Origin of the sequence: Collinsella sp. An271 (assembly GCF_002159695.1) — a bacterium.
In the GTDB taxonomy this organism is placed as follows: domain Bacteria; phylum Actinomycetota; class Coriobacteriia; order Coriobacteriales; family Coriobacteriaceae; genus Collinsella; species Collinsella ihumii.
On record NZ_NFJE01000007.1, the window covers coordinates 85,465 to 98,515 of the forward strand.

The window sequence follows — 13,051 nt, forward strand, 5'->3', positions numbered from 1 at the left end:
GGTCTCACGCCTCGCTTTCTTGTTCGGCGGCATGCTGCGCGCAGAAATCGGTGTCGGAGCACTGCCACACCTGCTCACCGGTTACAGGGTCGACGGTCTGGGTGAGGTACACGCCCGTCGCCCCGCACACATGGCAGCTCGCGCCCTCGAACTCCTCGGTCACGAAGGGATAGTCATCAAAGGCGAGCGACTCGACATGGGTGTAGGGCGGCACCGCGTAGATTTTCTTCTCGCGTCCGGCACCCAGCAGCGTGAGGTTCTCGGCCATGTTGAGCTTGGCGTTGTCGTAACGGGGAATGGGGCTCGGCGCCATGACGTAGCGCCCCTCGACCATCACGGGATGGTCGGCGCCCGTGGTCGTGGTGCCGTAGCGCACGATCTGCTCGAACAGCTCCAGATAGGCACCGGTGTACTCCGCCTCGGCGTGCAGGCGCTTGGTCACCGTCTCGCGCGCCTCGTAGGTGCGCAGCGGCTCGGGCATAGGAACCTGCAGCACAAGCAGCTGGTCGCGGGCGAGCGGGCGCTCGGGGATACGGTGGCGGCTCTGGATGAGCGTGGCGTCCTGCGTGGCCGTCGTGGTGTCCACGCCGGTCGTCTCGTGGACGAGGCCGCGAATCGACACGGCGTTCACGCTCGCGTCGGAGCCCTGGTCGATGACCTTGAGGACGTCATCCGGCCCGATGCACGAAAGCGTCAGCTGCAGGCCGCCCGTGCCCCAGCCGCGCCCGATGGGCATCTCGCGGCTCGCGAACGGCACCTGGTAGCCGGGAATTGCCACGCCCTTGAGGATGGCGCGACGGATCTCGCGCTTGGAGCCCTCGTCCAAGAAGGCGAAGTTGTAGTTCTTACGCATCGGCCTCGCCTCCCTTCTCGGCAACAGAGCGCAGCGCCGAGTCGAGCTTGCTCTGGAACGTCACGTAATGGGGCAGCTTGAGATGGGAGATGAAGCCGGTCGCCTCGACGCCGTCGATGTGGTAGAGGACGAACTCCTGGTCCTGCGTGGGGAATCGCACGTCGTCCGCCCGCAGGCTGTGGTCGAGCACGCTCATGGCGATGGCCTTGCTCTCATCGGTGCCCACCACCAGGCCGTAGCCCACGTCGAGCGCCGAGCGGTGCTCGCCCTGCTCGTCCACCTCGTCGGCCACGATCAGGCTCTCGACCTCGGTCACCGGGATGGAGCCCAGGTAATAGGCGTCCTCCGCCGGCGCGTCGGCCACGGCGCCGGGTGCGTCGATCTCGACGGCGACCGAACCGCGGCGCAGCTCGCCCACCGTGGGGTGCGACAGGCCGAAACCGCGAATCGCCGCGTAGCCGATCGCGATGACCGCCTGCGTGAGGCCGCGTGACAGAGCCTGCAGGATCACGCTGCGCGGCGCGGGAAACGACAGCGGGGTCTTGGTGATGTCGACCGGCTCGGTGTCGTCGACCGGCCAGTCGCGCACCATGTCGATGGAGCGCAGGTAGGTCAGCACGCGGGGCACGCGGGCAAGCGCGTCGGGGGTAGCAGGCACGGCGGTGCCTGCCAGGCGCTCCGCCAGCTCGCGCGCCCGGTCGCGCACCGAGGCCTGCGTCTCGTCGGCCAGCTCGAACTCGATGAGACGATGCGAGTAATCGCGCGTGGCGCCGAGAATCTGGCCGCCCTCGATGTCCTTGAACGCAGCGGAGATGCGGCGGTCGACGCGCATCTCGTCGGTGTCGATCACGCGCGAGGTGTAGAGCCGCTCAAGCGTGGAGCGGTAGGCGCGCATGAGGAACACCGCCTCTTCCACCGATCCGCACGCCTGCTTGACGGCGGTCGCCGCGACCTCGGGCGCCCACAGCGAGCCCTCGGATTCCACCTGCTGAACCAATTCGGGCAGGCAGGACAAGATGGTGTCCACGTCGAGCGCGAGCTCGCCGGCCACGCGCTTGCGTTCGATGAGGTCGAGCGAGGTCGCGATGGCCTGCTCGCCTCCGGTCACCGCTACATACCCCATGCGGCACCCCCTTCTTCTAGCGCCGCCTCATCCAGGCGACGGACGCGCGTCGTGCGCGGCAGGCACAGCACGTGGCCGGCCGCATCGACGAAGACCAGGTCGATGCCGCACGGGAACTCGTCGCCGCGCTCGAGGCGGGCCTCCACGATCTCCGTACGGTCGAGCTCGATGCGCGCCGTCTCGCGGATGCCGGGGCCGGACAGCTCCCAAGACGACACGTCCGCCCCGCCGGCACGTGCGCCCGTGAGGCAGCCGTCGCGGTCGGAGCCGAGCAGCGTGTCGCACACGACGATGCAGGTGGCGCCGAGCTGCGGGTCGAGCAGCGTTCCCGCAGACAGCGCCGTGACGAACGCCCGCGCCTGTTGCCCGCGAACCGATGCGGGCACGAAGCCGAAGGCCGCCGTCTGGGCATCGCGCATGGCCACATGGGTCCTGCGGGCGAGCACCGTCGCGGCGACATCCCCCGCGGGTCCCGCCACCGCGACCGATGTCGCCGCATCCAGCACCACATCGGCCAGCACCAGCGCGGACTCGGGAAGCCCGGAGGCGTCCGCATCCGCCACGTCGCCCTGTGCACGGGCAGCGAGCTCCGTCACCTCTCCGGGACGCGCCATGGCGTCGAGCAGCGCACGGAACGCGCGCTGCAGATAGAACGCGCGATCGTCGGCAGCGGACTCGCGCTCAAACACCTCGCGCATCATTTCGCCACCGCCTGCACGCTCATATCCTGACCGCCCATCTCATCGAAGCTCACGCGCGAGCCCATGACGACTGCCGCCTCCTGCGCGCGACGCCGCTCCAGCTCGCGCCCGGCGTCGTCGATCCTGCGATCGATCTCGGCCACGACACGCGGCGTCGGCTCGACCGCATAGGCGGCGTCGATGGTCGCCAGGCTGCGCGCGAACGCGCCGTCGGCGCCCAGCACCACGCCGAGCCCCTCCACATCGCCGATGCGCACGCGGCACTCGCTCATGAGCGCCTCGCCCAGGTAAAACCGGCTGTTGCGCGCGGTCTCGCGCACCTGGTTCATCACCAGCCCCTGGCGCGGCGGCACGACCACGCGCACCTCGAGCTCGCGCTCGATGGCACGCGCCGCGTCATGCGCCAGCGCGGGCCCGCTCTCCACGAGGATCTCGGTCCTCGCCCGTCTCGATAACATGTGCGGTTGTTCTCCTTACTTCTTAGTAGTCACGATGGGGACCTGCCCCGATCGACCGTGGGCTTACGAGTCGGCCAGGATGTAGCGCTTGCGCAGGCGCACGCTCACGAACTCGAGCACAAAGGCCACGATCAGGCAGACGTACACGATCACGCCGACCTCATGGAGGTTGTAGTAGCGGCTGCCCGCCTGATACAGCTGGAATCCGATGCCGCCCGCGCCGGCGAAGGCGCCCACGGCCACGGCGTTGGTGAAATTGATCTCCAAGCGAATGAAGGTCCACGACAGCAACTTGGTGATCGTCGCGGGCGTCACGGCCTGGAACACGACCTGCCAAAAGCTCGCGCCGCTCGCGCGCAGCGCCTCGATCACGCCCTCATCGATCTCCTCGAAGCTCTCCGAGTAGCTTTTCACCAGATAGGCGATAGAGTGGAACGAGATGCCGAGCACCGCGGCTTCCGAGCCGAGTCCGATGGCGACCGTGAACACGAGCACCCACAAGATGGTCGGGATGGAACGGATGATGGCGACGAAGCCCTTCACGATGTTGGACGCGACCGGGCTCGAGAGGTTCGCCGCCGCGGCAAGCGCCAAGAAGAACGACACGATGGCCGACAGCACGGTGCAAATCGCGGTGATCGCGACGGTGATGACCGCGCTCTCGATCACGGTGCCCCAGGTGAAGTGGCCCGCGCCGAACGGCGGGTCGAGAGCGGGCTGCAGCATCATCGCCCCGAAATCGGCGAACGCCTGGCATGCCGCCGCGAGCAGGTCGACCGTGCCGTACCCCATGCGCGCAAACGTCACCACGGTGAGCGCCACGAGCACGATGAGGGTGAGCTGCACCGAGAGGTTGCGCTCGCGCACCGAGGTGAGGCGGATGTGTCCGCGCGCGTCGCGTTCGAGCACATCGGCCGCGCCCTTGGTCAGAGTTGCGCTCGTCATTAGATCATCGACCTCCTCGCCGCATTCGAAATCGCCTCGATGACCAGCACGAACACGATGGTCACCACGATGACCAGGCCGGCCGTGTCATAGCGAAACGACGTGTAGTACAGGTTGAACACGAAACCGATGCCCGTGCCCGTGAGCAGGCCGATGAGCGTCGCCGAGCGGATGTTGGTCTCGACCATGTAGAGCATCCAGCTCATGAGGTCGGCCACTGCGAGCGGCAGGCCCGCCTGGAACACCACCTGCCAGTAGGAGGCGCCGCAGCTGCGCAGCGCCTCGACGGGCCCTGTGGGGATCTCGTCGAACGTATCCAAGAAGAAGCGCATGAGCTGGCCGAACGTCGTCAAGAACAGCGCGAGGAAGCCCGTGAACTCGTTCTGCTTGAACGACAGGAGCAGCAGCAGCGCCCAGGCGATCATCGGGATGTTGCGGAAGATGCTCGCGATCGCGCGGATCACGCCGCGCACGGGCGCGCACTCGACGCCGATCGAGGAGGAGCCAAGGACCGAGAACGCGATGCCGCAGACCGCGGCGATGACCGTGGCGGCCACGGAATCGAGTGCCGTCGAGATCGTCTGCTCCACCACCATCGGCAGGTTGGCGAGCGACTCGACCGTCGGCACGAAGTTCTGGAACATCCACACGAACGCCGCCGGGATGGAGCTGACCGCGTATCCGAGGCTGAAGTTGCAGATCAGCGAGCACAGCTGGAACAGCACGACGATCGCGACCAGCGCGGCGAGGGTGCGCGCCTGGCGACGGCGGAACCAAGACAGGTCGGGGGCCGCGGCGTCGCTTGTGCGCGCAGCCGCCTGCGCGGCGCTCATCGCGCACCTCCCGCGGCCTCGGCGGACACGGCCATTCCCTCGCCGACAAGGGTCGGGATGGCCGCAGGCGCGTTGATGGAGACGTCGACGACCTCGTCCATCTGACCCTCGTAGATGCTGCGGATGACCTGCGGCGTCGCCTCGTCGGGCGTGCCCTCGAACACCTTCTGGCCGGCGCGCAGGCCGATGATGCGATCGGAGTACTCGAGCGCGAAATCGACCTGGTGCAGGTTGACGATGCACGTAATCCCGCGCTGACGGGTCAGGCGCTGCAGCGTATCCATCACCATGCGCGAGCTCTTGGGGTCAAGGCTCGCGATCGGCTCGTCGCACAGCATGATCTTGGGCTCCTGCATCAGCGAGCGCGCGATGCCCACGCGCTGCTTCTGGCCACCGGACAGCTGATCGGCGCGGCGGTAGGCGAACTCGCCCAATCCGACCTCGTCGAGCAGCTCGAAGGCGTGCAGCTTCTCCTCCTCGGTGTAGAGGCCCAGGCTGCCCGCAAGCGCGTTTTTGTACCCAAGCCGACCGTGCAGCACGTTCTGGATGGCGGTCAGGCGATACACCAGGTTGTAGTTCTGGAAGATCATCGCGATCTCGCGATGGACCTCGCGCAGCTTGCCGCGGCCGAGGTGGGTGATGTCGCGCCCATCGAAGGTGATGGTGCCCTCGGTCGGCTCGATCAGGCGGTTGATGCTGCGCAGCAGCGTCGACTTGCCGGCGCCGGAAGGACCGATCACGGTGATGAACTCTCCGGGGTCCGCCGTGAAGCTCACGCCCGAAAGCGCGCTCGCGGTCCCCTCCGCAGCGCCGCGACGACGGGCTTCGTAGCTTTTGCCCAGATCGTCGATGACCAGCAGATGATTCGATGTGCTCATGCTTCTCCATCTCTTTTGCTCAGATACCTGCAGACCTGCATGGGAAAACGCGGGCGCCCGCCACGGGGCGCCCGGCGCAAAGTGCAAATTGGGGACGTACCTTTCGCGTGCACTTTTGCATGCCGGGAACACCCCTTCGGCGTGCGCCTCTGCGCGAACCTCCGGGAGATGGGTTGAGACGAACCCGTCCCCAACCAACCGATTTACGCAAGCGCGCGGATGGGGTCGTACCACTCGTCATCGACCGCGATGAAGCCGGCGGTGTCGCCCTTGCTCCAGATAGCTCCGGTGCCCTCGGCGTCCTCGGGCGCGAACAGCTGCTCGTTGTCGGCGACCTCGGTGGAGGTCATGCCCTCGAGGATCTTGTCCTTGATGTCCTCGGGAAGCACGTCGGCGTTGTAGACGATGGGTCCGTTCAGGACGGGCGTGGACTGGATGATGCCGAACTCCTTGCCCTGGACGCGGTCGAAGGGCTGGGCGGCACCCTCGGCAACGCCGTAGACGGAGCCGGGCTGGTTTACGGCGTCGCGCTCGCCCTCGGGCACCGCGAGGTACATGTCGACGTCGATATCGTCGAAGGCGGCCACGTCGGCGTCGCCCTGCAGCAGGTTCACGCAGGAACCGGGGTGGGAGTTGCCGAACAGGACCTGGGAGAAGAAGCCGGGCTGGGCCAGCTCGTCGGTGGAGGTCACGTCATCGGGGAACTCGGTCATGATGGCGTTGCAGGGAACCTTGAAGCCGGAGGTCGAGGTCTGGGAGACGAAGCTCATGCGCTTGCCCTTGATGTTCTTGATGGAGTAGCCGGTCTCGCTCTCGGCGTCCTCGTACTCGCTCATCTGGTCGGCCGGCACGGCGATGCGGCTGTAGTACTTGGCACCATCGAGCGTGCCCTCGGTGTCGGAGGTGGTGAACAGGGCGTGGACGTTCTCGTTCTTCTCCTGAGCCTGGATGTAGCCCTCGGCGCCGAGGTTGGCCATCTGGGCCTTGCCCGAGGAGATGGCCTCGATGGCGACGTTGTAGTCGGTGGTGGTCATGAGCTCGACCTCGACACCGGCGTACTCGGACAGGACGCGGCCGAACTCCTCGCGGCCGGCGTCGAACTCAGCGGCGGACTCGTTGGGCAGCCACACCATCGTGATCTTATCGAGCGTCTCGCCATCGGACGCAGTGCTGGCGGAACCGGAATCGGTGCCGGTGGCGGCACCGCCCTTGCCGGCATCATTGCCGCCGCAACCGGCAAGGCCGAGGCCGGCCACAACGGCGCTGGCGCCGAACAGGCCAAGGAAGGAACGACGAGACAGCTGAGTTTCGGTGAGATTGCGCACTTCTTCTCCTCTCGGATGCCGGATGCCCGGCTGACTGAATGCATGCTCTCGCGGGGCGCAAGGCCTCGTGAGTCGACGGAGAAGATGGTACGCACCGTTCGCGGCCCAAAGATCGCCGCACGCGATTCGTTGCAAAGCGCTGATTGATGTTTACGCGACCTCTGTGGGAGCGATAACACGCCCCTTGCTCAGTAGGGATTCAGGCAAATCGATGTCGGTTTTCGTAAGCAGAGCGACGCGTTTTTTCATCTATGTAAGGGCTGGGGACGGCCGCGCACCAAAAGGCGCACGTTTGTTGGCGCAGTGTTTGGAATGTCAGGGCATCGTCCAGAACATATTCGGGGCCGGTGCGATTTGCGGAAACACCGATCGGCCGCCGTGTCTTGCGAAAGGGGCGAAGAAGGGCCTGATGACACAGAACGGACCGTTTGGCACGCTAAAGGCTTTTACTAACCCCCTTTAGCGTGCCAAACGGTCCGCTCTGTGTCATCAGGCCCCGAACGACTTACTGCCCGCGGCGCTCCCTCGTCAGCTTCTTTGCCTGAACACGGGCCACCACCAGCAAAAAGAAGGTCAGCGCGAACAGCACGTAGCTCGCCACGTGCCCATAGTGCTGAAGCGCGCCCACGCCGAACACCTCGCCCACATACGACAGCACGTACAGCACGATGGCGACGGCAAGCGCCGCAAGCATCACCTTGGTCACCGGCAGCGAGAACAGGATGTCGTTATCCACCGAGCGCTCGCGGGCGTTTGCGCGCTCGCGCTCCTTCGCCTCGCGAATCTTGTCGACATTGCTCTTCTTCTTGCTCATGAGCCGTGGTCCCCCTTGCCGTCTAGCGACGTGCACCCTGCTCGGCGCGACGCTCGCGCGTCAGCCGCTTTGCCGTTGTATAGGAATGGAAATACGTAAGACCGCCGATGATCAGCAGGCTGAAGCACACCATGTTGCCGCCGCGGAACAGCAGATCGCTGTCGATCGCCGTGCCGACCAGCGAGAGCGCATAGGCGATGATCGCGCCGGCGATCATGCCGTACATCGCATGCGTACCCGGCAGGCTGCGCATGATATCGCGGTCGACTGAGCGCCGATGCGTCGTATCGGCGACTGACGCCGCCTGGCCACCAGCCGCGGCGCCATCCTGCTCGATAGCCCTCTTCTCGATCTCGGCCATGCCCGCATCCCCTCGTCTCGCCGGCCACCGCTCCATACGGCGCCGACCGCCTGTTAACCCTTAAACTTAGTACGCATGCGCGCTCATGCGGTGTACTCAAAGTGCACGCGTAGCATCTCCATGAAGGCAGCCATGGCGCGGAAGACGGGCTTCGCCTCGTGCGTGAACGCCTGAATCCACATGGAAATGGGCTCTATATCGCATGCGAGCTCGACCAGGCTCTTCCTGCGCAGGGAGTGCGCCACCGAGAAGCGCGGCAGGAACGCGATGCCCACACCCTGCTCCGCCAGATGGACCAGCGTCTCGGTATTGCCGGTTTCCACCACGGGATGCAGCTGCTCGTCGCGCTCCGCAAGCAGGCACTCGAGCTCGTGCCGATAGCTCTCGCCGCGCTCGGTCAGCACGAGCGGCAGCCCGGCCAGCTCATCGATGCGCACGGGCCCGATCTGCTGCGCCATCTGCAAGGACGCCGCGAACACGATGGGCTCCTCGCGCAATACGGTGCGCTCGAGCCGCGCGATGCTGAGCTTGCGGTCCATGGTGAGCAGCACGTCAAGCGTGTTGTCGAGCACCCCTTCCGCGAGCCGCTCCAGACGAGCCGTCGACACGATGAGCTCCACACGCGGATGCCGCTCATGGAATCGGGCGAGCAGCGTCGGCAACAGGGCCGTCGCGACGGATTCGACGCTGCCGATACGCAGCGTGCCGACCAGCTGGTCGGCGTCCGCATCCGGGATGCGCACCGACGCGGCGGCGCGCTCGAGCGCCGCGATCGCCTCGCGCGCGTGGAAGGCAAACGCTCTCCCCTGGTCGGTCAGGCGCGCCCCGCGCGGCATGCGGTCGAACAGCCGGGCGCCCAGCTCCCGTTCGAGCTGCTTGATCTGCATGGTGACCGCCGATTGCGTGTATCCGAGCCGTTCGGCAGCGCGCGAGAAGCTCCCGAGTTCGGCGACCTTCAGAAACGTCTCGACCTGTCGGAGCTCCATCGTCCGCCCTCTCCCATCTGCCATCAAATTATTTGAACGATATATCAGAACTATGAATTGTACAAATAGCTTATCGGCTGCAACGATGGTCACCGTCACACATCGAGGGAAGGACGCCGCCATGTACGCAAAAGGGACTGCCACCGAGCCGGATGTCGAGCTCGCCGCCGTGCGCTTCGTCTGCGAGCTGTTCGCACGCACCCGCCACCTATCGGAGGGGCCTGTGTCCTGCGAAGCGCCCCAGGACACGCTCGACGCCATCCGTCGTCGCGGCATCCCGCACAAAGGACGCGAGCTCGACGACGTGGTGCGCGAGATGGAGCACGACGTCATCGGCTACGGCTACAACGCCGACCATGCGCGCTTCCTCGGCTTCGTCCCCGGCCCCACCACTGCCATCTCGTGGCTTGGAGACATCATCGCCGCAGGATACAACCGCCACGCGGGCAGCTTCGCCAACTACCCGGCAGGATGCGTGGCCGAGGACACGCTGCTCGCCTGGTTCGCGGGCAAGGCGGGTTTTCCCGCCGAGACCGCAGGCGGCCTGTTCGTCTCGGGTGGCTCGATGGCCAATCTCACCGCGCTCGCGACCGCGCGCGACGCCATGCTGGCAGATGGGCAATGGGGCCGCGGCGTGACCTATGTGTCGGAACAGACGCACAGCTCGGTCGCCAAGGGGCTGCACATCATCGGGATCCCGCGCGACCACGTGCACGCCATTCCCTGCGATAGCGCCTGGCGCATGGATACCGCGGCGCTCGAGCGGGCCATTGCCGAGGATCGGCGCGCGGGCCTCATCCCGTTTGCCGTCGTGGGCACGGCGGGCAGCACCAACACGGGATCGGTCGACCCGCTCCGCGATATCGCGCGCATCTGTCGCGAGCAGCATCTTTGGATGCACGTCGACGGCGCCTTCGGCGCAAGCGTGCTCCTGACGCGCTATCGCGACATGCTCGACGGCGTCGAGCTCGCCGACTCGCTGTCATGGGACGCGCACAAGTGGCTGTTCCAGACGTATTCGTGCGGCATGGTGCTCGTGCGCGACCGCACGCACCTGCTCAAGACCTACAGCACGCACCCCGAGTACCTGCGAGACCTGGAGAACGGCTCCGACCTTGTCAACCCATGGGACCTTGGACCCGAGCTCACGCGCCCCGCACGCGGGCTCAAGCTGTGGTTCACGCTTCAGGCGATGGGATCCGACGGCCTGGCCTCTGCCGTGGAGCACGGTTTCACGCTCGCCCGGTGGGCCGAGGACGAGTGCCGCAAGGACCCCGACATCGAGATCGTCTCACCCGCCCAGATGGCCATGGTCAATTTCCGCTTCGCCCCCGCCGGCTATCCCGACGCCGAGCTCGACGAGCTCAATCGCGAGATCTCGCGGCGCGTCGTGGCGAGCGGATACGCGGGCGTCTTCACGACGGAACTCGCCGGCAAGACCTACCTGCGCATCTGCGCCATCCATCCCGAGGCCAAAGAGGAGGACATGCGCGGCACGATCCGGCATCTGCGCGCCCACTGCCGAGACATTCTCGCAGGGCGGTCGTAAGACGAGGCGGACTGGGACCCAAGGACGGGGTGAGCGGGATCGCCCCGTCCAAAACGCTCCGCCCGCTATCCGAACAGACGCTTCGAGTTCTCCCACGCGGCGTGCAGGATATCCTCTGCGCGCTCCCCGGTGCGCTCGGCGCGCGCCGCCGCCAGCGTCAAGGCGGTCTGACAGATCATAGCCGGTTCGCACTCAAGGCCGCGGATGGGCTCCGGCGCCATGTACGGGCAGTCCGTCTCGAACAGCAGGAGGTCGAGCGGGCAGGCGCAAAACGCCTCGCGGACATCCTCGTTGCGCTTGAACGTCGCCGCACCGCCGAACGCGATGTAGCAGCCCAGGCCGGCAAAGCGCTCCATCGTGGCCCGATCCTCGCCAAAGCAGTGCAGCACGCATCCCGCCTCCGGGACGCCCTCCTCGCTCAGCACGCGATACGCATCCGCATGCGAGCTGCGCTCATCGTCGGTGTCCTCATGGCGGAGATGGAGCTCGACGGGCAGCCGATGCTCGTGGGCAAGCGCAAGCTGGCGGACCATGGCATGGATCTGAATATCGTGCGGCGCCGCCTCGATGTCATCGTCGGCGTCGAAATGGTAATCGAGCCCGATCTCGCCGATGCCGCGGCACCACGGATCGTCAAGCGCCTCGGCAACCTGGGCGTGGACCGCATCGGTGTAGCGCGGCGCGCCGTACGGGTGGACACCGGCGAGATACGAGATGTGATCGAACAGCTCGGGCATCGCACGAGCCTCGTCCACCGCGCCCGCTGCCACGCCCTGCGCGAACAGCGCACGGGCCTCGGCGATCCAGCCCTCGAGCAGCGCATGGAACTCGGCGGCACTCGATGCATGCCTGCCATCCGACAAAGGATCCCAGATGGTCGTCAGCTGGCCCACGCCCGCCGCCGCCGCGCGCGCAAGCGCCGACACGGGATCGACGCGCCAAAAGCTCATGAGGTGCGCATGGGTATCGGCCACGGGCGCCCCCGCCCAAGGCAGCTCGAACACCTTGCTTTTCTTCATATACGCCAGGCTCAGGCGAAGCGTCGGGTTGAGGCTTCCACCTTGCGCATCCTGCTCGACGAGCCCGACCTGGCCCGACTGTCCGTGCCGCTTACTCATTGTCTTCCCACCACTTCCCGCTCAGGCACGCCGCGAGACGCACGAAGTCCTCGACCCCGAGCGTTTCGGCGCGCGCCGTCGGCGCGATGCCGCACGCATTGAACGCGGCATCGAGCGCCGCCTTATCGAAACCCGATGCCGACATGGAGTTGCGGATCGTCTTGCGCCGCTGGGCAAACGCGGCATCGATGACCTCGCAGATGCGATCGACATCGGAGGCTTCCGACGCGAGCGGCACCTCATGGCGATCGAGGCGCACGACGGCCGAATCCACATGGGGCGCCGGCATGAAGCAGCGCGGCGGGACCTCGAACCGGCCCGTCACACCCGCATACAGGCCGAGTTTTGCCGTGTAGCCGCCATATGTCTTGGTCCCCGGGTGCGCGGCGATTCGATCGGCGACTTCCTTCTGAACCATGACGACGGCGCTGCGCAAGTCCGGCATGGTCTGGAAGAACTGCAGGATGATGGTCGCGGCGACGTTGTAGGGCAGGTTGGCCACGAGTATCTCGGGCGCCCCGCCGCACGCCTCCGCGATCCGCTCGGGTGCGACGCGCAGCGCGTCTCCCATGATGTAGGCGAAGTTGTCGTGCTCGAGGGCATGGGTCCTCAGCACGGGTTCGAGCTCCCCGTCGGCCTCGATCGAGACGACCCGCGCCGCATCCTGCAGCAGGGCCAAGGTAAGCGTGCCGATGCCCGGCCCGACCTCCACCACGCGCTCGGATCCGTCAAGGGCCGCCAGGTCCATGATCTTCTCGATCACGTGGTTATCGATCAGGAAGTTCTGGCCGAGCCTGTGCTTGGTCGCCAGGCCATAGGTCTCAAGAAGCGCCCGGGTGGCGCCGGGATTTGCCAAAGGCGATGTCGTCATGTCGTCTCCGTCGTCATCATGCCGGTGTATCCCGCCTATTATCCCCCACGAACCGCGGGCCCACAAAAGCCCGATGAGCCCGCTGCACGCGCGGGCCGTTGCCGCTTGACCCGGGGATGCAAAACGAGCTGGCCGGCGGCTCCTTGGCCCCAGGCTCCGCTTATTCATGAATCAGCGGAGCCCTTTTCGGCGTTTGCCCAGGATTCGTTTATTTGACACCCTTACTATTTCATGAA

The 13,051-nt window shown here is 66.3% G+C and carries 14 protein-coding genes; 1 reads left to right on the forward strand and 13 read right to left on the reverse strand.

The genetic code is table 11. From position 1 onward, the window contains the following. Positions 1–4: 4 nt before the first annotated feature. From B5F74_RS07615 to B5F74_RS07665, 11 genes are all read right to left on the reverse strand, one after another. Positions 5–853 (reverse strand): alpha-D-ribose 1-methylphosphonate 5-phosphate C-P-lyase PhnJ, encoded by an 849-nt coding sequence (locus tag B5F74_RS07615; protein ID WP_087201362.1) that lies wholly within the window; start codon positions 851–853, stop codon positions 5–7. Then, positions 846–1,976 (reverse strand): carbon-phosphorus lyase complex subunit PhnI, encoded by a 1,131-nt coding sequence (locus tag B5F74_RS07620; protein ID WP_087201364.1) that lies wholly within the window; start codon positions 1,974–1,976, stop codon positions 846–848. The genes B5F74_RS07615 and B5F74_RS07620 overlap by 8 nt, the downstream gene beginning before the upstream one ends. After that, a complete protein-coding gene (gene phnH / locus B5F74_RS07625) occupies positions 1,964–2,677 on the reverse strand; it encodes a phosphonate C-P lyase system protein PhnH (RefSeq protein ID WP_087201366.1) in 714 nt (237 codons plus the stop codon). Before phnH ends, B5F74_RS07620 begins: the two co-directional genes overlap by 13 nt. Then, on the reverse strand, positions 2,674–3,135 hold the full coding sequence (locus B5F74_RS07630) for a phosphonate C-P lyase system protein PhnG (RefSeq protein ID WP_066830086.1): 462 nt from the start codon (positions 3,133–3,135) through the stop codon (positions 2,674–2,676). The genes phnH and B5F74_RS07630 overlap by 4 nt, the downstream gene beginning before the upstream one ends. Before the next feature lie 63 nt (positions 3,136–3,198). Beyond that, positions 3,199–4,080, reverse strand: a complete 882-nt coding sequence (locus tag B5F74_RS07635) for an ABC transporter permease subunit (RefSeq protein ID WP_087201368.1) — start codon at positions 4,078–4,080, stop codon at positions 3,199–3,201. Further along, positions 4,080–4,913, reverse strand: coding sequence for an ABC transporter permease subunit (locus B5F74_RS07640; RefSeq protein WP_087201370.1), 834 nt, complete (start codon positions 4,911–4,913; stop codon positions 4,080–4,082). The genes B5F74_RS07635 and B5F74_RS07640 overlap by 1 nt, the downstream gene beginning before the upstream one ends. Next, positions 4,910–5,791 (reverse strand): phosphonate ABC transporter ATP-binding protein, encoded by an 882-nt coding sequence (phnC, locus tag B5F74_RS07645; protein WP_087201372.1) that lies wholly within the window; start codon positions 5,789–5,791, stop codon positions 4,910–4,912. Before phnC ends, B5F74_RS07640 begins: the two co-directional genes overlap by 4 nt. Before the next feature lie 203 nt (positions 5,792–5,994). Continuing rightward, entirely contained in the window at positions 5,995–7,116 is a 1,122-nt protein-coding gene (locus B5F74_RS07650; protein WP_204212503.1) for a phosphate/phosphite/phosphonate ABC transporter substrate-binding protein, read from the reverse strand. 505 nt (positions 7,117–7,621) lie between these two features. Next, entirely contained in the window at positions 7,622–7,930 is a 309-nt protein-coding gene (locus tag B5F74_RS07655; protein WP_087201374.1) for a hypothetical protein, read from the reverse strand. Positions 7,931–7,952: 22 nt separating this feature from the next. After that, entirely contained in the window at positions 7,953–8,291 is a 339-nt protein-coding gene (locus tag B5F74_RS07660; protein ID WP_087201376.1) for a hypothetical protein, read from the reverse strand. An 83-nt stretch (positions 8,292–8,374) separates the two neighbouring features. Continuing rightward, positions 8,375–9,277 carry a LysR family transcriptional regulator gene (locus B5F74_RS07665; protein WP_158095725.1) on the reverse strand — a complete coding sequence of 301 codons (903 nt, stop codon included), beginning with the start codon at positions 9,275–9,277 and terminating at the stop codon, positions 8,375–8,377. A gap of 121 nt (positions 9,278–9,398) precedes the next feature. Here B5F74_RS07665 and B5F74_RS07670 point away from each other — a divergent pair, with 121 nt between their 5' ends. After that, the gene (locus tag B5F74_RS07670; protein WP_087201383.1) at positions 9,399–10,826 is read left to right on the forward strand and encodes an aminotransferase class I/II-fold pyridoxal phosphate-dependent enzyme; all 1,428 of its coding nucleotides are present in this window, start codon (positions 9,399–9,401) and stop codon (positions 10,824–10,826) included. 65 nt (positions 10,827–10,891) lie between these two features. On the opposite strand, the gene B5F74_RS07675 is transcribed toward B5F74_RS07670, so the two are convergent. Both B5F74_RS07675 and rsmA read right to left on the reverse strand, forming a co-directional pair. After that, the gene (locus B5F74_RS07675) at positions 10,892–11,944 is read right to left on the reverse strand and encodes a TatD family hydrolase (RefSeq protein ID WP_087201385.1); all 1,053 of its coding nucleotides are present in this window, start codon (positions 11,942–11,944) and stop codon (positions 10,892–10,894) included. Next, the gene (rsmA, locus tag B5F74_RS07680; protein ID WP_087201387.1) at positions 11,937–12,815 is read right to left on the reverse strand and encodes a 16S rRNA (adenine(1518)-N(6)/adenine(1519)-N(6))-dimethyltransferase RsmA; all 879 of its coding nucleotides are present in this window, start codon (positions 12,813–12,815) and stop codon (positions 11,937–11,939) included. Before rsmA ends, B5F74_RS07675 begins: the two co-directional genes overlap by 8 nt. Positions 12,816–13,051 lie beyond the last annotated feature (236 nt).

What these genes read in the sequence shown, in the direction of transcription:
- B5F74_RS07615 (WP_087201362.1), bottom strand. Translation starts at nt 853, where the DNA reads ATGCGTAAGAACTACAACTTCGCCTTCTTGGACGAGGGCTCCAAGCGC.
- B5F74_RS07620 (WP_087201364.1), bottom strand. Translation starts at nt 1,976, where the DNA reads ATGGGGTATGTAGCGGTGACCGGAGGCGAGCAGGCCATCGCGACCTCG.
- phnH (WP_087201366.1), bottom strand. Translation starts at nt 2,677, where the DNA reads ATGATGCGCGAGGTGTTTGAGCGCGAGTCCGCTGCCGACGATCGCGCG.
- B5F74_RS07630 (WP_066830086.1), bottom strand. Translation starts at nt 3,135, where the DNA reads ATGTTATCGAGACGGGCGAGGACCGAGATCCTCGTGGAGAGCGGGCCC.
- B5F74_RS07635 (WP_087201368.1), bottom strand. Translation starts at nt 4,080, where the DNA reads ATGACGAGCGCAACTCTGACCAAGGGCGCGGCCGATGTGCTCGAACGC.
- B5F74_RS07640 (WP_087201370.1), bottom strand. Translation starts at nt 4,913, where the DNA reads ATGAGCGCCGCGCAGGCGGCTGCGCGCACAAGCGACGCCGCGGCCCCC.
- phnC (WP_087201372.1), bottom strand. Translation starts at nt 5,791, where the DNA reads ATGAGCACATCGAATCATCTGCTGGTCATCGACGATCTGGGCAAAAGC.
- B5F74_RS07655 (WP_087201374.1), bottom strand. Translation starts at nt 7,930, where the DNA reads ATGAGCAAGAAGAAGAGCAATGTCGACAAGATTCGCGAGGCGAAGGAG.
- B5F74_RS07660 (WP_087201376.1), bottom strand. Translation starts at nt 8,291, where the DNA reads ATGGCCGAGATCGAGAAGAGGGCTATCGAGCAGGATGGCGCCGCGGCT.
- B5F74_RS07665 (WP_158095725.1), bottom strand. Translation starts at nt 9,277, where the DNA reads ATGGAGCTCCGACAGGTCGAGACGTTTCTGAAGGTCGCCGAACTCGGG.
- B5F74_RS07670 (WP_087201383.1), top strand. Translation starts at nt 9,399, where the DNA reads ATGTACGCAAAAGGGACTGCCACCGAGCCGGATGTCGAGCTCGCCGCC.
- B5F74_RS07675 (WP_087201385.1), bottom strand. Translation starts at nt 11,944, where the DNA reads ATGAGTAAGCGGCACGGACAGTCGGGCCAGGTCGGGCTCGTCGAGCAG.
- rsmA (WP_087201387.1), bottom strand. Translation starts at nt 12,815, where the DNA reads ATGACGACATCGCCTTTGGCAAATCCCGGCGCCACCCGGGCGCTTCTT.